This is a genomic window from Brachybacterium sp. p3-SID1565 (genome assembly GCF_025143785.1).
In the GTDB taxonomy this organism is placed as follows: Bacteria; Actinomycetota; Actinomycetes; order Actinomycetales; family Dermabacteraceae; genus Brachybacterium; species Brachybacterium epidermidis.
Genome location: NZ_JAMBDS010000017.1, coordinates 25560 through 48401, shown reverse-complemented (window position 1 = coordinate 48401; position 22842 = coordinate 25560). Strand labels below are relative to the sequence as shown.

The 22842-nt window shown below is 71.3% G+C and carries 17 protein-coding genes; 4 read left to right on the top strand and 13 right to left on the bottom strand.

What is annotated here, in order from left to right:
* Together M4D54_RS06065 and M4D54_RS06060 are read left to right on the top strand one after the other, a co-directional pair.
* Positions 1–535 (top strand): HAD-IA family hydrolase (locus tag M4D54_RS06065; protein WP_259890717.1); only part of this gene is annotated, 535 nt, incomplete at its 5' end.
* A gap of 189 nt (positions 536–724) precedes the next feature.
* Complete coding sequence (locus M4D54_RS06060; RefSeq protein WP_259890716.1) at positions 725–958, top strand: hypothetical protein; 234 nt, start codon at positions 725–727, stop codon at positions 956–958.
* Between the two features lie 156 nt (positions 959–1114).
* Here M4D54_RS06060 and M4D54_RS06055 read toward each other — a convergent pair whose 3' ends face one another.
* The 7 genes from M4D54_RS06055 to M4D54_RS06025 form a co-directional block, all read right to left on the bottom strand.
* A complete protein-coding gene (locus M4D54_RS06055; protein ID WP_259890715.1) occupies positions 1115–1975 on the bottom strand; it encodes a formate/nitrite transporter family protein in 861 nt (286 codons plus the stop codon).
* Positions 1976–1984: 9 nt separating this feature from the next.
* A complete protein-coding gene (locus tag M4D54_RS06050; RefSeq protein WP_259890714.1) occupies positions 1985–3379 on the bottom strand; it encodes a multidrug effflux MFS transporter in 1395 nt (464 codons plus the stop codon).
* A gap of 104 nt (positions 3380–3483) precedes the next feature.
* Entirely contained in the window at positions 3484–4350 is an 867-nt protein-coding gene (locus tag M4D54_RS06045) for a CPBP family intramembrane glutamic endopeptidase (protein ID WP_259890713.1), read from the bottom strand.
* Between the two features lie 263 nt (positions 4351–4613).
* Positions 4614–5396 (bottom strand): queuosine precursor transporter, encoded by a 783-nt coding sequence (locus tag M4D54_RS06040; protein WP_259890712.1) that lies wholly within the window; start codon positions 5394–5396, stop codon positions 4614–4616.
* Between the two features lie 39 nt (positions 5397–5435).
* Positions 5436–6287 (bottom strand): GH25 family lysozyme, encoded by an 852-nt coding sequence (locus M4D54_RS06035; protein ID WP_311199681.1) that lies wholly within the window; start codon positions 6285–6287, stop codon positions 5436–5438.
* 106 nt (positions 6288–6393) lie between these two features.
* The gene (locus M4D54_RS06030) at positions 6394–6591 is read right to left on the bottom strand and encodes a hypothetical protein (RefSeq protein ID WP_259890709.1); all 198 of its coding nucleotides are present in this window, start codon (positions 6589–6591) and stop codon (positions 6394–6396) included.
* 111 nt (positions 6592–6702) lie between these two features.
* On the bottom strand, positions 6703–7047 hold the full coding sequence (locus tag M4D54_RS06025; RefSeq protein WP_259890708.1) for a TetR/AcrR family transcriptional regulator: 345 nt from the start codon (positions 7045–7047) through the stop codon (positions 6703–6705).
* Positions 7048–7266: 219 nt separating this feature from the next.
* Between M4D54_RS06025 and M4D54_RS06020 the strand changes: the two genes are divergently transcribed.
* On the top strand, positions 7267–10029 hold the full coding sequence (locus M4D54_RS06020) for an MMPL family transporter (RefSeq protein ID WP_259890707.1): 2763 nt from the start codon (positions 7267–7269) through the stop codon (positions 10027–10029).
* On the top strand, positions 10026–12914 hold the full coding sequence (locus tag M4D54_RS06015; protein WP_259890706.1) for a YhgE/Pip domain-containing protein: 2889 nt from the start codon (positions 10026–10028) through the stop codon (positions 12912–12914). Before M4D54_RS06020 ends, M4D54_RS06015 begins: the two co-directional genes overlap by 4 nt.
* Positions 12915–12950: 36 nt before the next feature.
* Here M4D54_RS06015 and M4D54_RS06010 read toward each other — a convergent pair whose 3' ends face one another.
* The 6 genes from M4D54_RS06010 to M4D54_RS05985 all read right to left on the bottom strand — a co-directional run bounded on the left by M4D54_RS06010 (position 12951) and on the right by M4D54_RS05985 (position 22833).
* On the bottom strand, positions 12951–16391 hold the full coding sequence (locus M4D54_RS06010; RefSeq protein ID WP_259890705.1) for an error-prone DNA polymerase: 3441 nt from the start codon (positions 16389–16391) through the stop codon (positions 12951–12953).
* Between the two features lie 51 nt (positions 16392–16442).
* Positions 16443–18149, bottom strand: coding sequence for a DNA polymerase Y family protein (locus tag M4D54_RS06005; RefSeq protein WP_259890703.1), 1707 nt, complete (start codon positions 18147–18149; stop codon positions 16443–16445).
* Entirely contained in the window at positions 18149–18985 is an 837-nt protein-coding gene (locus M4D54_RS06000) for a hypothetical protein (protein ID WP_259890702.1), read from the bottom strand. The genes M4D54_RS06005 and M4D54_RS06000 overlap by 1 nt, the downstream gene beginning before the upstream one ends.
* A gap of 191 nt (positions 18986–19176) precedes the next feature.
* Positions 19177–20625 carry an HNH endonuclease signature motif containing protein gene (locus M4D54_RS05995; RefSeq protein ID WP_259890701.1) on the bottom strand — a complete coding sequence of 483 codons (1449 nt, stop codon included), beginning with the start codon at positions 20623–20625 and terminating at the stop codon, positions 19177–19179.
* Positions 20626–21206: 581 nt separating this feature from the next.
* Positions 21207–22037 (bottom strand): RNA methyltransferase, encoded by an 831-nt coding sequence (locus M4D54_RS05990; RefSeq protein WP_193866355.1) that lies wholly within the window; start codon positions 22035–22037, stop codon positions 21207–21209.
* Between the two features lies 1 nt (position 22038).
* A complete protein-coding gene (locus M4D54_RS05985) occupies positions 22039–22833 on the bottom strand; it encodes an ABC transporter ATP-binding protein (protein WP_193866356.1) in 795 nt (264 codons plus the stop codon).
* Positions 22834–22842: the final 9 nt, after the last annotated feature.

The window sequence follows — 22842 nt, the reverse complement described above, 5'->3', positions numbered from 1 at the left end:
CGCGGCCCACGCTGAGGTGGACGACAACGCCCTGATGGAAGTGGCCCGCCTGACCAGGGTCTCCAGCTCCCGGACGATCAGCACGCTGGCCGGTCGCTACGACGTGCCGGAGGAGACGCTGCGCTCCGCCTACAACGCACTGAAGGACCGGTGGGAGCGGCAGGCACCGCCGCTCATGGACGGCGTGCTGGAGGTCATGGATGCCGTGCGCGCGGCCGGCGGTGTGAACCTGGTGGCCACCCACCGCGACCGCGACAGCGCGACGGTGCTGGTGGAGTCCCTGGGCCTGGAGATCGACGACATGGTGTGCGCCCCGGACGGCTTCCCCCGCAAGCCCGATCCGGCGATGCACCGAGCCCTGCTGGAGCGCAACGACCTGACCGCACAGGACTGCCTCGCAGTGGGGGACCGGCCCGCCGATGTGGAAGCCGCCGAGGCAGCCGGCATCCGCGCCTATCTGCTCACCACCCCCGGCATCCCCCTGGGGGCGCCGGGGATGCGGAGGATCCAGTCGCTCAGCGAGCTGCCCGTGTGAGGGCTGGAGCCCATCGACACCGGCAGGAGCCCCTTTTGGACCGCGGCGATCAGTGGCACCGTTCTGCTATGACGACGATCACAGGACAGTCGCTGCTAGGGGTGTGACCAAGGGCGACCTGCGCATGGCCCCCGCATCATCGAGCTCGCCGAGCAGGCGGGCGTAGAAGCGGATCCGTCGGCCCCGACAATGCTCGAGCTGGGCCTGGACACCGCGAACCGGGATGTGATCGCACCGTTCTGGGCGGCTCTGCTGACCGGCGATGCGAGCAACGTCGACGGGGACGACGTCGTCGATCCCAGCAAGCGGGTTCCGGCGGAGCCTGAGGGCACACGACCCGCGGCACTCGGGACATCCTGTGGCCCGACGCGCCAGCAGATTGTCGACGCGCTGACGGGGGCTGCGGGAGAGGAGCAGTCCTGACCGCCCCCCCCGTCGTACTTTACATAACGTACATTATCGGCGTGCACTCAAGATGGCGTCATGTGCCCCTTCGCCCAGGGGTGATGACGCGGAGCTTTGCGAGGAACCGTTCATCGCCCCAGCGCACGCCGTCGTGTCCGTGGGGTCATGGTGGACTCAGCTCGCCTGCTCCTCGAGATCCTCGAGGGTGAACTCCCCGCGGCGCAGTCCGCTCAGCACGCGCCAGGTGCGGATCACCCGCGGCAGGGAGATGACCAACAGACCACCGAGCATGTTGAACGGGATCACGATCGCGAACCATGTGAGGAACTGACCGATGGAGATGTCCGCACCAGCGAGCATGGCAGCGAAGATGACGATCGCGTTCAGGGCGCCGTGGAGCATGCCCAGACCGATCACCAGCAGGCCCGAGACCAGGCACACGATAGCGGTGACGACGTCGTTGGAAGTCCCCTGCTGCATGCGGGTGGACAGGGTGATGGTGGCGCCCGCCAGCAGGGACAGGCCGATCATGGCTCGGAGTGAGTCCTGGTCGAGGTACTTCTGGGCGGTATCGATGATGGTCCCGTGGTACCCCGGCAGTGAGAGCACGATCAGTCCCGCGAAGGCCAGTCCCCCGCCGAGGTTCGTCACCAGGCTCACCGCCCACAGGCGCGCCATCTGCACCCAGGTCCCCTGGCCCGCGATCACTGCGTTCAGCGGTAGCAGGAACTCCTCGGTGAACAGCTCCGAGTGGGCGAGCTTCAGAGCGAGCAGTCCCACGCCGAAGGCCATGCCTGCCAGCACATCGGAGCCTGTGGCCTGCTTGACGAGCACCATCGCCAGGATGCCGAGCCCCACGTCGATGCCACCGAACATGCCGGTGATGATCAGCTCGGGCCATTTGCGGTTCAGTCGCTCAGCGCCTTCGGAGACGGTGTCGAGCGCCTCGTCCAGCAGCTCGTCCTCGATGTCGAGGTCGTTGGTACCGAGCCGTCGGCGCTGCTCCCCCTGATCTAGCTGGGCGCTCTGATCCATGCCCAGATCCTAGGCCTTCGCGATCGTCGTGGACTGCCGCCCGGCCACCACGAAGCATGCGATGGAGATCAGCGAGCCCGCCACCATCGCGATCGCCATCGGCAGCGAGGATTCCGTGCCGGCCAGTCCCACCAGCGGAGCCGCCAGGGACGCGGAGAACGAGAAGCCCAGGCCCAGTATCGCCGAGCCGGTGCCGGCGAACTCCCGGGCCTGCTCCGAGGCCATCGCCGCGCCGTTGCCGAAGATCATCCCCTGCGGCGCCACCGTGAAGAAGAACGCCGGCAGCACGATCCACGCCGGGGTGTCGAAGAACAGGCTCCCGATCAGCAGCGCGAAGCTCGCCAGGCTCACCACCGCCAGGGCCACTCGCATCAGCCTGCGCGGGTGGATGGTGCGGGTGAGCCGGGCCGAGAGGAACGCGGCGGCCATCATGCCGGTGGAGTTGATCGCGAAGCTCACCGAGTACTGGGTGGAGGAGTAGCCCAGCATCTCCTGGACCACGAAGCTGGAGGCGGAGACATACGCCATCAGCGCGAAGGCCGAGAACGCGTTGACCAGCATGTAGGCAACGAACAGGGGCCTTCCCAGCAGGGCGCGCGCGTTGCGCAGGAAGGTCCGGAACCCGCCCGCGTGACGGCGCGACCGCGGCAGCGACTCCGGGATCAGGAAGAGGGTGCCGATCAGCGAGATCAGCGACATCGCGGCGATCACCACGAAGATCTCCCGCCACTGACCGACGATGAGGATCAGCCCGCCTAGCAGCGGGGCGACGATCGGGGCGATGCCACCGATGCCCTGCATGATGTTCATGACGCGGAACAGTTCGGGTCCGTCGGTCATGTCGATCAGCACGGCACGCCCCAGCACCATCCCGAAGCCGCCGCCGATGCCCTGCAGCACCCGCACGATCAGCAGCACTTCCACACTCGGAGCGAGGGCGCAGCCGATCGACGCGAGCAGGCACAGCACGATCCCGATCAGCAGCGGGGTACGCCGGCCGATGCGGTCCGAGAGGGGCCCGGCCACCACCTGGCCGCTCGCGGTGCCCACGAAGAACGCCGTCAGTGTGAACTGCAGGCTGGCGGCGCTGGTGGCCAGGTCCGAGGCCACCTGCGGGAAGGCCGGGATGTACATGTCAGTGGCCAGCGGCCCGATGGCGCTGAGGGTGGTGAGCACGACGATCACCATCACCGTGACCTTCGCGCGGGTGCGCGTCAGCTCCTGCTCGTCGGGCAGATGGGCGATGTCGCGATCGGCCTGGTCCTCCAGCACCGGGATGGCACCGGTGATGGTGGGCAACGACCCGGTGGTGGTGGGCACGGGGCCGGTGGTGGGTGCCGGTTCGTCGACCGCGGGGGCCTGCGCGGGCTGGTCGTGATGGTGATCGCGGGCGGGGGAAGCCACGGGCGTCCTTTCAAGGGGGAAACGGGCGAGCCGAGCAGGATCGCAAGGATCCCGCCCGGCTCGACCGCACCATCCTAGGGACAGGCGGGAACCACCAGAAGCGCTCAGGCCGTGGGCTGCGCTACTCCTTCGTGCACCTCGGCTGCGCGACGGCGACGTTCGAACAGCCACACCAGGGCCACAGCCACCAGATCCATCCCGATGTACACGAGCATGAAGGGGCCGCCCATGCCCACGGAGCGGTCGATCGCAATGTGCCCGTCGTCGGACCCGAGTGCCGACAGCACCATCATCACGACGTTGTTGACCACGTGGAAGGCGATCGGCGCCTCCAGCCCGCGGCTGATGATCGCCATCAGGCCCGTGCACACCCCGAACAGGACGTAGTAGGAGAGCAGCCACGGGTCGATCGAGGCGTGCATGATGCCGAAGACGAGGCTCGAGCCGATCAGCGCCACCACCACGGCGGCCTTCGCCGGCCGGATCCAGGAGCCGATCGCGGGCATGATCGCGCCGCGAAACATGACCTCCTCGGCCGCGGCCTGCAGCGGGGTGGTCAGCAGGGTGATCGCGATCAGCAGGATCACCCCGGCGCTCAGGCCGATGCTCTGCAGCATGCTGGGGTCGACGGCGACCATGATCCCGTTGACCACCAGCAGCAGCACCAGGAACACGCCGGTGTACAGACCCAGTCGGCCCCAGGAGGCGCGCCGGCCGATGCGGAACTGCTCGCGCACGGGCACCTTGCCGATCCAGCGCATCAGCAACATCGCGACCGGCGCCATCACAGCGATGCTCAGGTTCGCGGCCAGCATCATCCACGGCGACAGAGGAGCGCTGCCATCCACCGGGGGCTGCACACCGGTCACCACCATCTCGATGAGCATCACGATGGTGCCGACGATGATCTGCAGCACGAGCATCAGCACCAGCAGCACGGGGATGATCACCAGGGGCTTCCACCAGCTCATCCGCACATGCGCACCGAAGGGGCGAGCGTGGTCCACCGCAGGCGGTCGCGGGCAGGACGCCTGGGGCGGCATCGATGATCCGTAGGTCCCGTGCCACGTGGCAGGACCCTGCGGGGCGGGGACGCCGTGCTGGGCCGATGGACCTGGTGCCGGGGGGCGAGGAGTCTGCGTCATGGATCCATGATCGGGGATCGGTCCGACCGTTCGGTGCCGCCGTGCGTCCATGGTCGACCCCACCTGGGGCGGTCGACCTCCGGTGGTGATCAGACCATGGTCGGGTCCGCGGGGGCGCGATCCGCGAGGCGGGACAGGCGCGCCTGGTAGGTGGGGTCGGTGCGCTTGAGCCAGCGGATCACTGCGGCGGTGACGGGGATGGCGGCGTACTGCACGAGCACCTTGTACAGGAATCCCAGCAGGGTGTACTGCGCCCATTGCTCCACGGTGGTGATGCCGATGGCGGCCGCGGCGATGGTGCAGAAGATGACGGTGTCCACCAGCTCGCCCAGGCCGCTGGCGGTGAACAGGCGGCCGATCAGCCCGCGCTCCCCCGACCGCTGCTTCATCCGGCCCACCAGGAAGGAGTTCAGGGACTGACCGGCGGCGAACCCGGCCAGTCCCGCCACCACCACGATCCACACCGGGCCCAGGGCCAGTTCGAGGGCGTCCTGCTTGGCCAGGCCGTAGTCGTCGGGGAACGGGGGCAGGGCGATGATCACCTGGTAGCTGAGGGTGGCGATGACGCTCACGGTGAAGGAGGTGATGATCGCGCGGCGGGCGGCGCGGGGGCCGTACAGCTCGGTGATCACGTCGCCGAGGATGTACGCGAGGGGGAAGAGGAAGAAGCCGCCGTCGGTGATGATCTCGAAGCCCGTACCGGGAACGGTGCCGAAGGTGACGCCCTTGGCAGCGCCGATGCCGGAGAGGATCACCACGGTGACCATGGCGGCAAGGAGGATGTCGAAGTGAGAGGAACCCCGGTCGGCGTAGACGGCGCCGGCCGGGCTTCCAGGGTACTGACTGGTGGGGGTGCTGTTCGGTGAGGTCACCGGAGCAGGGTACACAGCCCTGCCCCGGTGGAGTGGACCTCAGATGCCGTGGGCGTCGTAGTCGACGTCGCAGACGAAGCTCTCGAACTGGGCCTGGGTGCCGTGCCAGAGGTTGGAGTCACCGGCGAAGGGACCGGAGTCGGAGTACTGCCACAGCTCCCAGCCCCACCAGCGGCCGGGCAGCAGCACGGGCGGCTCGGCGCGGTAGGCGGCCAGGAACAGGGGCGTGTTGGTGGGTGTCCATTCCCCCACCACGTCCATCCACCAGTAGTAGTTGGTGTAGACCACGGGCCGGCGGCCCACCGAGTCCTGGTAGCGCACCAGGAAGGCGGAGATCCACTCGCGCATCTCCTGCTGGCCCAGTCCGTAGTCGCGCGGCAGGCCGCGGTAGCCCTCCAGGTCGACCATGCCGGGCAGGGTGCGTCCGTCCTCGCTCCACCCGCCCCCGTTGTTCAGGAAGAAGTCCACCTGCTCCTCGGGGCCGCCGGAGTCCGGCCGGGCGAAGTGATAGCCGCCGCGCATCAGACCGGCGTCGCCGGCCCCGGTGTACTGGTGGTCGAAGTCGGGGCTGCGGTAGCTGCGGCCCTCCGTGGCCTTGACGTACGCGAAGCGGGAGCCCAGTTCGCGCTGGGCAGCCCAGTCCACGCGGCCCTGCCAGGCGGAGACGTCCTGCCCGTGGATGCCGGTGGCCGCTGCAGGAGCGGCAGGTTCGGCCGCGGCGGGGGCGGCGTGAGCGGACGCCCCGAGCGCGCCGGAGGCGCCGACACCGAGGGTGGCCATGCCGAGGGCCCCTCCGCGCAGCAGGCTGCGACGGGAGGATCCGGCGGGCGGGAGCGGGGGCTGGGACGGGGTGCGGGCAGGCGCGAGATGGCGCGGTCGATAGGCCGCCATGGGGTTCTCCTGGGGAAGCGGAGGACGGGGAAAGGGGGATGCGAGGTTCGCCACATCCGTGCCTCACCGTAGGAGCTGGGATCGCGCGATCGTGGGAGATCCGCCGTCAGGGCGTGTCGGTCTGCTCCTGGCGCACCACGAATGCCCGCAGGGTGCCCAGGATGGTGGTGGCCGCCAGCTCGGTGACGTCCCGGCCGTCCATCTGCTCACGGAGCATCAGGTCCACGAAGATCCCCACCAGCAGCTGGGCCAGATCCTCCGGCGCCAGCAGCGGCCGCTCGCCCGTCATGGTGATGCCCCGCATCAGCAGGTCGCCGATCTCGTCCCGCAGGCGCTCCCGCTGGACGGCGAGGCGGCCCCGCAGCTCCTCGTCGCGCAGGGAGCGGGAGATCGCATCGGAGTACAGCAGGTACCACTAGCGGCCGAAGGGGCGGATCGCCTCGAACACGGCCACCATCACCCGGTCGTCGCCCGCCTCGGCGTGCAGGCTCATGGCTTCCTCGACCGCGGTGCGCATGATGCCCAGCAGCTCTTCGGTGACCGAGGCGAACAGCTCGCTGAACACCTCCTCCTTGGTGGAGAAGTTCGAGTAGAACGCGCCCCGGGTGAATCCGGCGGCGGTGACCAGGTCGTCCACGGTGGCGCCGTCGATCCCCTTCTCCACGAAGACGTCCAGGGACGCCCGGACGAGTCGCGTACGGGTGTTCTCCTTGCGTCGCGTGGCAGCGGATTCGGGGAGAGGTTCGAACAGATCGGTCATGGGTCCTCATCGGCGCGCAGGGGCCTGGGTGCTGATGGTCTCTCTTCTGGAGGCGGCCCTTGGCATGCACTCAGCTTCACGAAAGCACCCCACTGATACATTAGTGTATCGAGTGCACCACTGTTTCCAGTTCGAGATCGTCTCGAGTGCGGGACCAGGCCCGATCCCGTCGCGGTGCACGTCTCCCCCGTCGTCCGCCTCGTCCCGCCTGGAGGCCGTGTGTCCTCATCCCTGTACCGCCTCGGCCGCGCCATGGCAGCGGCCGGGTGGAAGATCGTCGCCCTGTGGACGGCTCTGCTGATCGCGGTCGCCGCCCTCGCCTTCGGGCTGAACGGCTCCTTCTCCACCGAGTTCGAGATCCCCGGCACGGAGGGGCAGGCCGGCATCGACAACCTCGCCACCCGCTTCCCCGAGATGGGCGGCACCGCCGGCCAGGTGGTCTTCCGCACCACCGACGGCACCACGGTGGACGAACTGCAGGGGCCGATCGAGGAGACGATGACGGCGATCGGCGAGGTGGAGGGCGTGGAGGTGGCCCCCTCCCCCTTCGACGAGCTCTCCCCCGGCACCCGCAACCAGGACGACACCGCCCTGATCGCCCAGTTCCAGATGGACGGGCAGATCGGTGAGTTCCCCGCATCCGCTCCCAGTGAGGTGCTGGAGATCGTCGAGTCGGCGAACACCGCACAGCTCGAGGCCCACCTGGGCGGTCAGGTGCTCTCCAGCGCCGAGATCCCCTCCAGCATCGGTGAGGTCCTGGGCATCGTCGCCGCCCTCATCATCCTGGCGATCATCTTCCGCTCGTTCCTGCCCGCGATCATCCCAATCGTCACCGCCGTGGTCGGGGTGGGCATCTCCATGCTTGCCCTGGTCGCGCTCTCGGCCGGCGTGGACATCCCCTCGGTCACCACCGCCCTGGGGGCGATGCTGGGCCTCGCAGTGGGCATCGACTACGCGCTGTTCATCCTGCACCGACACCGCGGCAACCTCGAGCGCGGCGACGACGTCTCCGAGTCCATCGGCACGTCCCTGGCCACCTCCGGCAGCGCCGTCATCTTCGCCGGCATCGCCGTCATCATCGCGCTGGTGGGCCTGTTCGTCACCCGCATCCCCTTCGTCACCATCATGGGCATCGCCGCCGCCGCCACCGTCGCGCTGTCGGTGCTGGTCGCGGTGACGATGCTGCCGGCGATCATGGGCATCCTCGGGGAGCGACTGCGGCCGCGGAAGGTGCGACGCCTGATGGCCGACAACGGCGGCACGCTCCCGCAGGAGGATCCCTCCAGCGGCACCCGCAGGAAGCCCTTCGGCACCACCTGGGTGCGCCTGGTCACCAAGGTCCCCGCGCTGACGATCCTGCTGGTGGTGATCGGTGTGGGAGCGCTGGCCGTCCCGCTGAAGGATCTGGAGCTGGCCCTGCCCGACCAGGGCACCGATCAGCCAGGCACCCCCGCCCGCGAGACCTACGACCTGATCGCCGAGGAGTTCGGCCCCGGTTACAACGGACCCCTGCTGGTCACCGCCGACATCATCAACACCACCGATCCCCTGGGCGTGGTCGAGGCCCTCGAGACGGAGATCGCCTCGCACCCCGACGTGCGCGAGATCCAGATCGCCACTCCCAACCGGGGAGCGGACCTCGCGGTGATCGCCGTGGTCCCCGAGGGCGGCCCCACCGAGCAGTCCACCAAGGACCTGGTTCAGGACCTGCGCGAGGCCGGCCCCTCCTGGGAGGAGGAGTTCAGCATCTCCGAGGTCACGGTGACCGGTGCGACCGCCGTCGGCATCGACGTGACCGACATGCTCTCGAAGGCGCTGCTGCCGTTCGCGATCTTCGTCGTCGGCCTCTCGCTGATCCTGCTGATGGTGGTGTTCCGATCGGTCTGGGTCCCCATCAAGGCGTCGCTGGGATACCTGCTCTCCGTGGGCGCCGCCTTCGGTGTGACCGCGATGGTCTTCGAGTACGGCTGGTTCAACGGCCCGCTGTTCGTCAGCGTGAACGGCCCCGTGGTGGCGTTCATGCCGATCTTCGTGATGGGTGTGCTGTTCGGCCTGGCCATGGACTACGAGGTGTTCCTGGTCTCCCGCATGCGGGAGGAGTTCGTGCGCACCGGCGATGCGAAGGGTGCCATCGAGAGGGGCTTCACCGGCAGCGCCCCCGTGGTCACAGCCGCTGCCCTGATCATGGTGGTGGTGTTCACCGGCTTCATCACCTCCGGCTGGTTCATGCTGCAGCCCATCGCGGTGGGCCTGGCCGTGGGAGTGCTGGTGGACGCCTTCGTGGTGCGCATGACCCTGGTGCCCGCCGTGCTCGCCCTGCTGGGTCCTCGTGCTTGGGCACTGCCGGGATGGCTGGATCGCCTGCTGCCCACGGTCGACGTCGAGGGCGAGGGCCTCGAGCACGTCCTCGAGCATCGCGACTGGACCGAGCACAACGGGAGGGCCTCCCTGCGCCTGGACGGCGCCGTGGTGCCCACACCGGACGGCGGTGAGCCGCTGGGCCCGCTGAGCGGATCCATCGCCCCGGGCACCCTGCTGGTGGTGCGCAGCACCGACGACGCGGCCCGCGCCGCGCTGCTGTCGCTGATCGGCGGGCGCATCAAGCCCACCGAGGGTGTGGTCGCCCTGCATGACCGGCTTCTCCCCCAGGACACCGGCGTGATCCAGGCCCGCACCCACTGGATCCCCACCGGGGCCGACGTCTCCTCCCGCCTGGAGGACGTCACCGGCCGCGACCTGGCCCACCGCATGGTCGTCATCGAGCAGATCGAGGACCTCGCCCACGCCGCCACCGTCAGCGGTGACCGCACCGTCGCGCAGCTCGATGCGCTGCTGGAACGGGACGTGACCGTGGTGGTGGGATCCCGCAGCGAGCAGGCCCTGGACGCCGAGCACCATCTGCGCGCCTTTCTGCAGGACCCCACCCGTCTGACCGCACTTGCCCTGCACCGCTCCCCCGCCCCTGAAGGAGCCCTGGTATGAACCGCCTTCGCCATCCCCGCACCCTGATCGTCGTGCTTCTGCTGCCCCTGATGGTGGCGGCCGTCGGCATGTGGGCGCTCAGCGGTCGCGTGGACCGCATCGACCAGGTGCCCGCCGCCGTGGTGAACCTCGATGAGGGCACCACCATGGAAGTCGACGGCGAGGAGCAGATGGTGCCGTTCGGCCGCCTGCTGGCCGGAGCCCTCACCCAGCCCGACACCGTCACCGGGCAGGAGGCTCCGGAGATGACCGGCTTCGACTGGCGCCTCACCGATGCCTCCGATGCCCGCCAGGGCCTGCGCGACGGCACCTACGCCGCGGTGGTGACGATCCCCGAGGACTTCTCGGCCAAGGTGGGCACCCTGGGCACGCCCGAGGCTGTCCAGGCCCAGCTCCACGTCACCACCAACGACGCCAGCGGCCAGCTCAACGCTCTGGTGGGCACCGCCGTCGCGCAGGCCTCCGCCTCGACCATGGGCGGGGAGATGGCCCGCCAGTACCTCGACGGCATCTACCTGGGCTTCAACGACCTGCACGCCGGGTTCGACGAGGCCGCCGACGGTGCCCGCGAACTGGCCGACGGCACCTCCGAGCTCGACGACGGCCTGCAGCAGACCGCCGATGGCACCAGGGACCTGGCCGGCGGCGCCGGTGAGGCGGCCGACGGCAGCCGGGACCTGGCCGACGGTGCCTGGGGGCTCGCCGACGGCACCCGCGGCACCGCCGATGGCACGCGCAGCCTGGCCAACGGCCTGGGCGAGCTGGCGGACGGCACCGACGACCTCGCCGGCGGCAGTCGCGACCTCGCCGACGGACTGGACCAGGTGGCCGATGGCACCTCGGATGCCGCCTCCGGCGCCGACGACCTCGCCGGGGGCCTGGACCAGCTCGCCACCGGAGCGGACGACGCCGCCGGTGGCAGCAGCGACCTGGCCTCGGGCCTGGACGAGCTGGCCACCGGCACCGAGCAGCTGGCCGATGGGGCCGAAGCCCTGGAAGGCGGCCTCACCGGTACCGCGGACCAGCCGGGCCTGCTGGACGGCATCGATGCCCTGCGCAGCGGTGTGGAAGGGGACGGCACCGCGGAGAACCCGGGCCTGGTGGCCGGCGCCGATCAGCTGGCCACCGGGCTGGAGCAGTACGCCGAGGGCGTGCAGAGCGCCTACGACGGCCTGAGCGTCGGCCTGAGCGGTGATGGCAGCGAGGAGAACCCCGGCCTGGTGGCCGGCAGCCGCGGCGTCGCCGACGGTGCCGCACTGGTGGCCGACGGCGCCGAGGAGCTGCGCGACGGCATCGCCGGTGACGGCACGGCCCTGAACCCGGGCATGCTGGGCCTCGCCACGTCCCTGCGCGACCAGGCCTGCGCTTCGGGGGATCCCGCCCTGTGCGCCCAGGCCGAGGGCAATCTCGCCTACGTCCAGGGGGTCGACGACGGTCTCAACGGAGACGGCTCCGAGCAGAACCCCGGCCTGGTGGCCGGCGCCCGTGGCGTCGCCGACGGCGCAGGCGGCGTCGCCGAGGGCATCGAGCAGCTGGCCAGTGGCGTCGATGCCGCCTTCAACGGCGACGGGACCGCCGAGAACCCCGGCCTGATCACTCCGGCCCGGCAGCTCGCCGAGGGTGCCCGGGCCAGTGCTGACGCCGCTACCCTGCTGGTGGACGGCGTGGGCGAGTTCGCCGATGGGCTGCACACCTACGCCGATGGTGTCAGCGACTTCTCCGACGGCGCCCGCGACCTCGCCTACGGTGCCCGTGCCAGCGCCGACGGTGCAGGCGAGCTCTCTGCCGGCCTGCGCCAGCTCTCCGACGGCACCCGCGCCAGCGCCGACGGTGCAGGCGAGCTCTCCACCGGCCTGCATCAGCTCTCCGACGGCACCCGCGCCAGCGCCGACGGTGCAGGCGAGCTCGCCGACGGGGCCGGTCAGCTCGCCGACGGCACCCGCGCCAGTGCCGATGGCGCCGGGGCGCTCGCCGATGGCAGTGAGCAGCTGGCCGACGGCACCCGCGAGTTCGCCCAGGGCAGCGATGAGCTCGCCAACGGCGTGGGGCAGCTTGCCTACGGCACCGACGAGCTGGCCGATGGCACCGGGCAGCTGGCCGATGGCTCGGGCCAGTTGGCCGACGGCACCGATGAGCTCGCCACCGGGCTGCGGGAGGGCGCCGACGAGGTGCCCACCTACACCGAGTCCGAGCGGCAGCGGATGGCCGAGATGGGCGCTGAGCCGATCACTTCGGTCAGCGAGCGGCACAACGAGGCCGCCGGTGCCTCCACGGCCACCTTCCCGTTCGTGGTGGCGCTGGCCCTGTGGCTGGGCGCGTTCGCCTCCTTCCTGCTGCTGCCGGCGCTGTCCGGCCGGCTGCTGGACCGTGCCCTGCCGATGTGGCAGGTGGCGCTGCGCTCCCTGGCCCCGGCCGCCGTGATCGCCGTGGTGCAGGCCGTGGCGGTGCTGGCCGTGATAACGGCGACCGGCGTGAATCCGGTGTCGCCCCTGGGCGTGGGTGTGGTGGCACTGGCCGGGGCGGTCATGTTCGCGGCGCTGCATCAGGCGCTGCTGACGGTGCTGGGCAACCGCATCGGCCGGATCGTCTCAGTGCTGCTGCTGGTGCTGCAGGCCGTGGCGCTGGTGGGGATCGTCCCGGTGCAGACCGCTCCCCCGCTGCTGCAGTCGGTCAGCTCGCTGATGCCGCTGACGATCGTCTCCCAGGGCCTGGTGCATGCGGCGCTGGGCGGCGCGGTGACCTCGCTGTGGAGCGTGCTGGGATCGATCCTGGTGTGGGCGCTGGTGGCACTGGTGGTGACCCTGGTGGCCGCCCGCGGTGCCCGCAGCTCGCGGCGCTTCGACCGGGCGCCTGCCGCGACCGGCATGGTCCCCGCCGCGGCCTGAGCCGGCCTTCTCTCCGAGCGGTCCTGCCGCCGGCCCTCACCGGAAGTCCCGGGAGGCGCCGGCGGCGGTCAGCTCGAGATGCTCGACATCGTCGGCCACCAGGTTGACGGCACCGGTGCGGTTCTCCACGATCCCGCGCAGCACGACCGCCCGGGAGGTGCGCAGCAGCACCCGGTGGCGGGACCAGAAACCAGCCGAGCACACCACGTTCAGGATCCCGGTCTCGTCCTCAAGGCTGAGGAAGGTGATGCCGCTGGCGGTCTGGGGTCGCTGACGGTGGGTGATCACGCCTCCCACCCGCACCCGGCTGCCGTCCTCCACGTCCCGGCACTCACCGATCGCCAGCACCCCCTCGGCACCCAGATGCTCGCGCACCAGCACCATCGGGTGATCGGCGAGGGTGATGCCGGTGGCCCAGGCGTCGGCCGAAGCGAGTTCGGCATCGCTCATGCCCGGCAGCATCGGGGCCCGGGCGCCCACAGCGAGGCCCGGCAAGGTGTGCGGGGACTCCTGGGCGGCGGCACCGGCGGCCCACAGCGCCTGCCGGCGTGAGCCGGCCAGGGTGTCCAGCGCCCCCGCGGTGGCCAGCGCCTCCAGCTGTCTCGCACTCAGCCCCACTCGTCGGGCCAGCTCCGGGACGGAGGCGAAGGGGCCGCCGCGCTCGCGTTCGACGACGATCCGCTCCGCGGTGTCGGTGGTGATCGAGCGCACTTGGTCCAACCCCAGGCGGATCGCCGGTCCGCGTCGTGCCGCCTGGTCCTGCACCTGCGGGCCGGGGTCGTCGGTGGGCACCGTGTAGCCGTGGTGCTCGTCGTCGGTCTCCAGGTCGGTGCGGGCCCTGCTGCGCAGCACGTCGGGCCCCCGCGTGAGCACGCCGTGCCGGCGGGCATCCGCGACCAGCGACTGCGGGGAGTAGAAGCCCATCGGCTGGGCGCGCAGCAGGGCGGCGGTGAACGCGGCCGGGTAGTGGCACTTCAGGTAGGAGCTCGCGTACACCAGGTACGCGAAGGAATAGGCGTGCGACTCGGGGAAGCCGTAGTTGGCGAAGGCCAGCAGCTTGCGGTGCACCGCCTCGGCGTCCTCGCCGGTGATGCCGTGGCGGGCCATCCCGGTGAACAGGGCGTCGGACAGCTCCAGCATCTTCTGCGTGGAGCGCTTGGAGCCCATGGCACGGCGCAGCTGGTCGGCCTGGGCGGGGGTGAAGTCAGCGACGTCCACCACCATCTGCATCAGCTGCTCCTGGAACAGAGGCACACCCAGGGTGCGGCCCAGGGACTTCTCCAGCAGCGGGTGGATGAAGGTGACCGGTTCCTCCCCGTTGCGGCGGCGGATGTAGGGGTGCACGGAGCCGCCCTGGATGGGGCCGGGCCGGATCAGCGCCACCTCGACCACCAGGTCGTAGAACTCGCGGGGCCTCAGCCGCGGCAGGGTGGAGATCTGGGCGCGCGACTCCACCTGGAACACGCCCACGCTGTCCCCGGCGCACAGCATGTCGTACACCGCCGGGTCCTCCTGCGGCAGGGTGCGCAGCTCGAAGGACTGCCCGTGGTGCTCGGCGATCAGCACCAGCGCGTGGTCCAGCGCGGTGAGCATCCCCAGCCCCAGCAGGTCGAACTTCACCAGGCCCGCATCCGCGCAGTCGTCCTTGTCCCACTGCAGCACGCTGCGGTCGGCCATCGCCGCCCACTGCACGGGGCACACCTCGATCACGGGCCGGTCGCACAGCACCATCCCCCCGGAGTGGATGCCCAGGTGGCGGGGGGCGTCCCGCAGCTGCTGGGCGAGCTGCACCACGTCCGCGGGGATCCCCGCCTGGGCGAGGGAGGAGAAGGAGCGCTCGATGCGCTTGGAGAAGGCGTCCTGCGCACCGGGGTCGTAGCCGAGCGCCCGGGCGGCGTCGCGCACCGCGAGCTTGGCGCGGTAGGTGATGACATTGGCGACCTGAGCGGCGTTCTCCCGGCCGTAGCGCTGGTAGACGTACTGGATGACCTCCTCGCGGCGGTCGGCGGCGATGTCGATGTCGATGTCCGGCGGGCCGTCCCGCTCCGGGGCCAGGAACCGTTCGAACAGCAGCTGGTGGCCGACGGGCTCGACGGCGGTGATGCCCAGCGCGTAGCAGACCGCGGAGTTCGCGGCCGAGCCGCGCCCCTGGCACAGGATCCCCTCCCGACGGCAGAACGCCACGATGTCGTGGACGATCAGGAAGTAGCCGGGGAAGTGCAGCTCGGTGATGACCCTCAGCTCGTGGTCGATCTGCGCCCATGCCCCGGGGACCCGCTCGGGGCGTCCGGCACCCGGCCGTGGCCCGTACCGCTCCCGCCCCTCGATCTCCACCAGCTCCACCAGCCAGCTGGCCTCGTCGTGACCGGCGGGCACCGGGGAGGGAGGCAGGTCCGGGGCCAGCAGGCGCAGGTCCAGGGCGCAGTCCCGACCCAGGCGGGCTGCGGTCTGCACGGCCTGCGGGTAGCGCGGCAGCAGCTGCGCGAGCTCCTGGCCGCTGCGCAGGTGGGCGAGACGGTCCGAGAGGTAGGGATCGGCCTGGGCCAGCGGCACCCCGGCGCGCAGGGCGGCATGGGTGTCGGCCAGGCGCTTGGCGGAGGGCTCGGCGTAGTGGGCGTTGGTTGAGGCCACCAGGGGCAGGGTGACCTGGTCCAGGCCGTGGCTCTCGCGCACCAGGCGGGCGCCCTGTGCGAGGGCGTCGTGCAGCTCGTCGGCCGCTCCTCCCCCGCCGGCCACCAGCTCCACGGCGACGTTGCCGGGACCGAACAGGTCGATGAGGCGGGCGATGGCGTCGGCCGCGGCGTGGGCGGCCCCGTCGAGATCGCCGTGCGCCAGGTGCGCGGTGGCGGCCCGGGTGACCGATCCCTTGCGGCAGCCGGTGAGGATCTGCCAGTGGCCCTGGTGGGAGATACGGGACAGCTCGGCCAAACGGTAGCGGGGAACGCCCTTCTGGCCGCTGTCGAGGTGGGCGCCGGCGATCGCGGCGGACAGCTCCCGGTAGCCGGTCTCGTCGCGCACCAGCACCAGCAGGTGCTCGCCGTCCGGATCGGGCACCCCGGTGCGCGGCGGGGAGATCACGGGAGTGGTGCCGGCCTGCGCATGGCCGGGTTCCAGTCCCAGGGTCAGCTCGGCACCGAACACGGTGGAAAGGCCCTTCTCACGGGCGGCACGCGCGAAGCGCACCGCTCCGGGCAGCCCGTCGTGGTCCACCAGCGCCAGGGCGCTCAGTCCCAGGGAGGCGGCCTGCTCGACCATCTCCTCGGGGCTGGAGGCACCGTCGAGGAAGCTGAAGTGGGAGTGGGCGTGCAGCTCGGCGTAGTCCACGCGGTGCGTGGAGCGGGGCTGCGGGGGCGGCTCGGGCCTGCGCCTGCCGGTGTGCTCCACGGTGATCGGCGGGGAGACCAGGTGGGCGGGGCGGTCCGAGAGGATCGCCTCGAGGTCCTTCCACGCGGGTGGGCCCAGGAACCAGCGGGCCATCAGATGCCTCGTGCCACGGTGTTCGGACGGACCCGCTTGCTGTGGATCGCCTCAGTCATAGACGCCCTCCAGGAACCATTCACCGGTGCGGGACAGGGCCAGCACCGCGGCCTCCTCCTCCCCCGCGGCGGCGAGCACCAGCTGCAGGCGCGCCGCACGGTTGCCGCCCGTGGTCCACCAGCGCTCGTCGATCACCGTGGGGGAACCGTGCGTGAGCACGGGGTGGGTGCTGCCCGCCCGCAGCCCGATCCGTTGCAGGGCGGGAGTGCCGGGAGCGGTGACCAGCAGGCGGGCCGGGGGCGCACTGAGCAGCCCGCGGGCGGTGACCACCACGGGATCGCCGTGCGCATCCTGCAGCTGCACCGGGGGCGGGGTGCGGAACACCGTGGTCGGCACGGGCCGCGGCAGGGACCCCGGCCAGGGGCCCACCCGGCGGGGAGGCTTCTCGGTGCGCCACGGCACCAGCTGCACCTCCTCGGCCAGCAGGCGCCCTCCCACCAGCACCGGCACCTGCACGGCGTCCTCCCCGGCCAGGCCCTGGGCACGGGCGAAGGCACGGGAGGCCCGCTGCGCGGCCTCACCGGCACTGCCCCACAGGGCGGGAGCGTTCCGGGAGGCCGGCTCCAGCTGCAGGGGGTGCAGGCCGATCCGCACGATCGCCCCGGTGGCGGGACCGCCCAGGCGGGAGCGGGTGATCCAGCCGTCGCACTGCCAGCGGATGCGGTCCACGACGTCGGCCACGGTGAGCGCACCGTCGTGCCGCCAGGTGCGCTCCATCTCCTCGCCGCTCTCGGTGCGCGCCACGATCCGCAGCCGGGTGCACACCAGGCCCCGCTCCACCAGCATCGAGTGCAGCTGCTCGGCCAGCGGACGAGCCACGAAGGCGGCCTGGTCGGTGCGCACCAGGGGCGGGTCAAGAGCGGTCTCGGCCAGGATCGGCTGGGCGGGGTGGTGCGCGGCGGGCGGCGCGGGCTCCCGGCCTGCGGACAGGAGGTGCAGGGTGGCCACGTCGGGGCCGAAGCGGTCGGCCACCGAGGCGGCGGGCAGGGCGGCCAGGTCCCCCAGGGTGGCGATGCCCAGGCGCTGCAGCAGGTCGACGGTCTCGGGCAGGTCCAGTCGGCGCTCGGTCCGGTCGGCCCGGGTGGCGGTGGGCTGGCCGCGGTGCCCCCAGCCGGGGCCGACGGGGGCGTCGCGGAGGGCTCCGATCGGGTGCGGGGCGAGGTAGTCCCCGGAGCGGCCGGGGTGGACGATCCTGCCGGTGCGGGCGGCGAGCAGGGCCGCGAAGGGACCGTCGGCGATGCCCACGGAGCAGTCCCAGCCGGTGAGGTCGGCGACGGCGTCGATGATGCGCTCGGCGAGCACCGGCTCGCCGCCGTGGTGGCGAGCGGGACCGCGGGCGGCCATCAGCAGGGTGCCGGGGCGCAGCACGTCCACTCCGGCGGCGACGGTGTCCACCGCGGCGGCCACCAGTTCGAACAGTGCAGATTCGCTCTCGCGGTCGCCCTCCAGCACCAGGGCGTCCGGACAGGCGGCGCGGGCGGCACGACGCCGCATGCCGGGCAGCGCTCCCGCCCGCTGGGCGGCGGTGCCGGCGTGGGTGACGCGGTGCTGGTCCACCAGGATCACCGGGTCGAGGGCGAGGTCCACGGGTGGGGAGTCGGTGCGGCGCTGGTGGCGGTCCAGGGCCGCTACCAGCGGCCAGTCCGGCACGATCACGGCAGCGATGCGGGTGGCGGTGCGGGTATCGGTGCTGCTCATCAGCCGGCCCTCCGCACGGGGTGCAGGGCGAGGCGTGAGGCGGCGCGCACGACGACGGGGTGCGTCGCAGCGGTGCCGTGCTCGATCCGGCCGACCACCTGCGGCAGCAGCACCTGGACCTCCCGTTGCCCGGCGATGCCCCGGCCGCTGGAGGTGACGTGGAGGCGGCGCTTGCGCAGGCGCCCCGATCCCTTCCCCAGTCCGGTCCAGCCGAGGGTGGTGGTGTGCAGGGTGATGTCGGCGGTGCCTGGCGGACGGGCGGCCAGCACCAGGGTGTCGGTGGCGCGGGCCCTGCCCAGCAGGTTGCGCCACAGGGCCGGGGCGAGCTCCAGCTCGGGGCCGAGCACCAGCACGCCCACCCCGTCGGCGAGGGCGGAGAGCACCTGCGGGCGCTGTTCCCCTTCTGCGGGGGCGAGGGCGAGGCGGCAGGGGTCCAGCCCAGCATCCAGCGCGGAGCGCAGCCCGAGATCCGGCATCCCGGCGACGGCGCACCAGGAGTCCTCCCCTGCGGCAGCGACGGCGAGGGCCAGCAGCAGCGAGGTGGGAGCTGTGCCCTGGACCGCGATGGAGCTGCCAGCACGCACACCGGCTCCGGGGAACAGATCGGCCAGCGGCTCCGGGACGGGCAGGTGGGCGCCGGTGCCGTCATCCCCCTCGGGCATCCCTGTCTCGGGAGTTGATCCGGGAGCGGACCCCGGGGTAGGAACGGGGCGCAGGGCGGTGCGGTCGATCCTCCCGCCCCAGCGGGCGGCGCTGCGCTCGGCCGCGGTGAGCACGGCACGCGCCTGTGCCAGACGCTCCTGCTGGACGGGACTCTCGCGGGTCATCGCAGTCATGGATCCACCTCCGTTCCGCCTCCCGTGGGATCGTCGTACCGCCATCCGATCGACACGCACGTATCGAATGTGCGTTCGAACTCTACGCCGGTGGGCGATGGTCCTCAAGGAAAGCAGGTCATAGCTTCGAACAGTTGTACGAAGCGTGACGGAGGGGTATGACAGACGAGGATCCGCAAAGCACGAACCTGTCAGAACGGTGGGTCCTCCGGCGGGGGTGGGCGTTGCTGGTCGGGGGTGGTGGGCTGATTGTGGTGGGCGCGCAGTGCGCGTTGTTCGCGGTCGCGTTCGAAGGTCTGCCACGCGGTGGTGAGCTCGGCGACGGTGGTGGGGGTGGCCAGGTCGGTGTCGTCCTGGACGGCGATCTTCGCGCGGGCGTGGATCTCCCATGCGGTCACCCCGGGCCTGCTGGGGGTGCTGGTGTGGCGGGCAGGGTCGATGAGGCCTGCGGTCTTGAGGCGGTGGTGCATCCAGCACAGCAGGTGCAGGTTGTCGATCTCGGTGAGCCCACCGCGGGTGGGGTCGGTGTGGTCGTACTCCTGGATGTGGTCGCACTCGGCGGCCCAGGAGGAGGGCCTCGTGCAGCCGGGGACCGCGCAGGTGGCGTGCCGCAGCCGCAGGTGCTCGAGCATCCGCGTGGTGGGGCGGTAGGTCTTGGCGGGCAGGGGCAGGAACGCGCCGGTGGCGGGGTCGGTGAGAACACGGTGCCAGGTCTCGCACTGCCCGGCGAGCTCTCTGGCCATGACGGCGGGGATGGGGATGGTGCCATCCAGGGTGCCGGGTTCCTCGGATGCGCCGAGCAGGGTCAGGGCCGGGACGGTGACGGCGAGACGGAACCGCTGCCGCGGGACCTTCACGCCGTCGGTGTCCAGGCTCGCGCCGGTGAGCAGTTCGTAGCGCAACCGGGCCAGGGACAGGGGCTTGCCGTGGGTGGTGACCGTGCCGTCGGGATCCAGGGGCGGGGGCTCCCCGGCCCCCAGGGCATGGCGCTGGGCGTGCTGGATGGCGCGGGCGGAAGCGTCCAGGCGCTGGGCCAGGGTGAGGATCTCGGGGATCGGGCCGATCACCTGGAGGCAGCCGATGCCGTCCTCCCCCACCGGCAGCAGGTCCACGCGGCGTCGTCCTTCGGGGGTGTGCTGGGCCGGGGTCTGTCGCTGTGCGGTGATGCGGGTCAGGGCGTGGGAGAGGCGGCGTCGATACTGCTCCACCGTCAGCTGCCCCAGCGGCCAGGTGGCGATGCTCTGGTCGAGGGCGGTCAGGTCCGTGGCTGTCAGGTGACGGGTGCGGCGCAGCAGGCGCTGGAACCACTCGCAGGGGAACTCCCCGGATGCGAGCCGGGCGAAACAGCACGGGAGACCGGTGAGGGCGCGGTGGGCATCGTTGATGCGGTGGTAGGCAGTGGCGCGGGTGCAGCGCAGGGCCAGAGCGACTGCGAGGGTCTCGGCCTCGTACTCATCGGCCCCGGAAGGGTCACCGCCCTGCGGGAACTCCAGCTGCCGCCAGAATCCGGCCAGACGCCGGTACTCGACCGCCAGGCGCTGGGACTCGGCGACGCCAGCGGTGAGCAGTTCCTGCAGGCCCGTATCGACCAGCAGATCCCCCAGGATCGGGTCATCCAGATCTCCACCCGGTGGTGCCACCGGGGGGCGCGATGAGCCTGCCGCCGACGGTGACGGGGCCACCGGCGGTGACGGGGCTGCCGACGGCTCGACAGTCGCGGGCGTGGCAGGCGCGGCAGGGCCCGCACTCATGCGTGCCGCCCCCTCATCGCAGCGTTCCTTCCGCGCGTTATCTTCCAGCTCCCCCATCACACACCCCCTTTGGCCAGTTGCCTGTTACGACCCGTTCGTTGATTCGATCCTAGGGGCCGCCACCGACAGATCAATGGCACACAAGAAATGGGGACACAAATGTGGAGAACACATGAATGGGGAGGAACCTCGAACACCCAGAGCATCCCGACGCCGCCCTTGCGGGCCAGCCGCCAGGACGCGCCCCCGCCCTACAGAACCTACTGGTCAGCCCGTAGCAATGCTCCACCGGTGATAGGCGGCACCCGGAACCGTACCGTCGTTCGAATTGTGGACAACCACCCGGTGGGGAGGAACCCGAAACCGCCCCGAACACCGGCTGTGGAAAACCTGGTCCCGAACACCCTGCGCACATCGCGCGAACAGCAGAATGGAAATATCCTGGTGGACAATCCCCCCAGCTGCACGGCTCAGCCGGCCCCCAGCATCGCCCGTCGCTGCCAGAAGACGACCGCGCTCGCGGCAGCCACGTTCAGCGAGTCCACTCCCCCGGCCATCGGGATCACCACATGATCGGGGACGGCGCGCAGGGTCGCAGGGGTGAGGCCGTGCCCCTCGGTGCCCAGCACGAACGCGACCTTCCGGTCCGGCCCCAGGTCCACCACGTCGAGCGCCCGCGCCTCATCGGTGAGCGCCAGGGCCAGCACGTCGAAGCCCGCCTCGCGCAGCCGATCGGCATCGGCCGGCCATGCGCGCAGGCGCGTCCACGGCACCTGGAACACGGTGCCCATCGACACGCGGATCGAGCGCCGGTACAGCGGGTCCGCACAGCGCGGCGTCACCAGCACGGCATCCACCCCCAGAGCCGCGGCCGAGCGGAACATGGCCCCCGCGTTCGTGTGATCGACGATGTCCTCCAGCACCGCGACGGTGCGGGCCCCCTCCAGCACCGCGGCCACCGGCGGGAGCTCAGGCCGGTGCATGGCAGCCAGCGCACCGCGGTGAAGGTGGAAGCCGGTGATCCGCTCCAGCAGTGCCTCCTCGCCCACCAGCACCGGCGCCTCGGGGAACCGGGAGGTGAGCGGCGCGAACTTCTCCAGCCACTTCTCGCTCATCAGGAAGGAGCGCGGCTGCATGCCGGCATCCATCGCCCGTGAGATCACCTCGAAGCTCTCGGCCATGAACAGCCCGCGCTCCACCTCGATGCGCGAGCGCAGCCGCACGTCGGTCATCCGCAGGTAGTCGTCCAGCGCCGGGTCGGCGACGTCGTCGACCCCGATCCGGCGGATCTGAGGCTCCACCTCAGGACAGGGTGACCGAGCGCGCGCTGAACCGCTCGCCGTGGCGGTCCACCACCAGGGGCAGCCCGAAGGTCCGGGTGAGGTTCTGCGAGGTGATCGTCTCGCCAATGGGGCCCGCCGCGACCACGCTGCCGTGACGCAGCAGAAGGGCGTGCGTGTAGCCCGGCGGGATCTCCTCGACGTGGTGGGTGACCAGCACGGTCACGGGGGTGGCCGGATCCTTCGCGAGCTGGCTCAGGGTGCGCACCAGCTCCTCGCGGCCGCCCAGGTCCAGCCCGGCGGCCGGCTCGTCCAGCAGCAGCAGCTCCGGGTCGGTCATCAGGGCGCGGGCCGACAGCACGCGCTTGCGCTCACCGGTGGACAGGGTGCCGAACATGCGGTCGGCCTTGTCGGCCACGCCGAAGGCGTCCAGCAGCACCCGGGCGCGGTCGAGGTCCATCTCGTCGTACTGCTCGCGCCAGCGCCCCACGATGCCGTACCCGGCGGTGACCACGACGTCCAGCACCTTCTCCTCGACCGGGACGGTCTCGGCGAGCTCCTGGCTGGCCAGGCCGATCAGGGGGCGCAGCTCGAAGATGTCGGTGCGGCCCAGCCGCTCGCCGAACAGGTCCACGGTGCCGCTGGTGGGGTGCAGGCGTGCCGCCAGCAGGCGCATCAGGGTGGACTTGCCGGCACCGTTGGGGCCCAGCACCGCCCAGCGGTCGCCTTCAGAGATGGTCAGGTCGACGGAATCGAGGATGGCGCGCCCGCTGCGGCGGACCACGACGTCGTTCAGGGAAGCTGCTGCAAGGGCCATGGGCCGAGC

What these genes read in the sequence shown, in the direction of transcription:
- M4D54_RS06060 (WP_259890716.1), top strand. Translation starts at nt 725, where the DNA reads ATGCTCGAGCTGGGCCTGGACACCGCGAACCGGGATGTGATCGCACCG.
- M4D54_RS06055 (WP_259890715.1), bottom strand. Translation starts at nt 1,975, where the DNA reads ATGGATCAGAGCGCCCAGCTAGATCAGGGGGAGCAGCGCCGACGGCTC.
- M4D54_RS06045 (WP_259890713.1), bottom strand. Translation starts at nt 4,350, where the DNA reads ATGAGCTGGTGGAAGCCCCTGGTGATCATCCCCGTGCTGCTGGTGCTG.
- M4D54_RS06035 (WP_311199681.1), bottom strand. Translation starts at nt 6,287, where the DNA reads ATGGCGGCCTATCGACCGCGCCATCTCGCGCCTGCCCGCACCCCGTCC.
- M4D54_RS06030 (WP_259890709.1), bottom strand. Translation starts at nt 6,591, where the DNA reads ATGCGGGGCATCACCATGACGGGCGAGCGGCCGCTGCTGGCGCCGGAG.
- M4D54_RS06025 (WP_259890708.1), bottom strand. Translation starts at nt 7,047, where the DNA reads ATGACCGATCTGTTCGAACCTCTCCCCGAATCCGCTGCCACGCGACGC.
- M4D54_RS06015 (WP_259890706.1), top strand. Translation starts at nt 10,026, where the DNA reads ATGAACCGCCTTCGCCATCCCCGCACCCTGATCGTCGTGCTTCTGCTG.
- M4D54_RS06010 (WP_259890705.1), bottom strand. Translation starts at nt 16,391, where the DNA reads ATGGCCCGCTGGTTCCTGGGCCCACCCGCGTGGAAGGACCTCGAGGCG.
- M4D54_RS06005 (WP_259890703.1), bottom strand. Translation starts at nt 18,149, where the DNA reads ATGAGCAGCACCGATACCCGCACCGCCACCCGCATCGCTGCCGTGATC.
- M4D54_RS06000 (WP_259890702.1), bottom strand. Translation starts at nt 18,985, where the DNA reads ATGACTGCGATGACCCGCGAGAGTCCCGTCCAGCAGGAGCGTCTGGCA.
- M4D54_RS05985 (WP_193866356.1), bottom strand. Translation starts at nt 22,833, where the DNA reads ATGGCCCTTGCAGCAGCTTCCCTGAACGACGTCGTGGTCCGCCGCAGC.